This is a genomic window from Bacteroides sp. DH3716P, assembly GCF_025914115.1.
Taxonomy (GTDB): domain Bacteria; phylum Bacteroidota; class Bacteroidia; order Bacteroidales; family Bacteroidaceae; genus Bacteroides; species Bacteroides ovatus.
This window is the reverse complement of record NZ_CP083673.1, coordinates 6,637,852-6,638,287: the sequence shown is the minus strand read 5'-3', so window position 1 is coordinate 6,638,287 and position 436 is coordinate 6,637,852. Positions and strand designations below refer to the sequence as shown.

The window sequence follows — 436 nt, the reverse complement described above, 5'->3', positions numbered from 1 at the left end:
GTCGAGCACACGCCGGAGAAGGAAGAAGGTGACAAGCAACCGTCAAGGTTTACTTACCAAGACTTGACATCCGAACAGCATAACGAGGCGCTGACGGCTGCATTCAAGGAGAAACCTATCAAAGGATTCGATCGCATGGTGGAGGAATTAACGCAAGCCTATGCAGACATTGGCTTTAAGCGTGGCAGAAGCGTCATCATCAAAATGCTGAAATACCTGATTAACGAGCAAAAGCTCATAGTGAAGCGGGATAATCATTACTATTTCGGATATACACCTGCCGAGATTGACCTGTTCCATGAAGAGGAATAAAAACAGTTCAGAAACCAGTTTAGTTTACGTCCGTACCTATATATAAGAAATAAGGCCAAAGTAAACCGAAATCGGAGGCTGAATTGGGAAGCGGAAAAGTAGTTTAGCAAATGGTTTAGTTTAC

At 43.6% G+C, this 436-nt stretch carries 1 pseudogene; it reads left to right on the top strand.

The window, feature by feature from the left end:
- A pseudogene (locus tag KQP79_RS26110) lies at window positions 1-312 on the top strand (mobilization protein); the annotation flags it as partial.
- Window positions 313-436 lie beyond the last annotated feature (124 nt).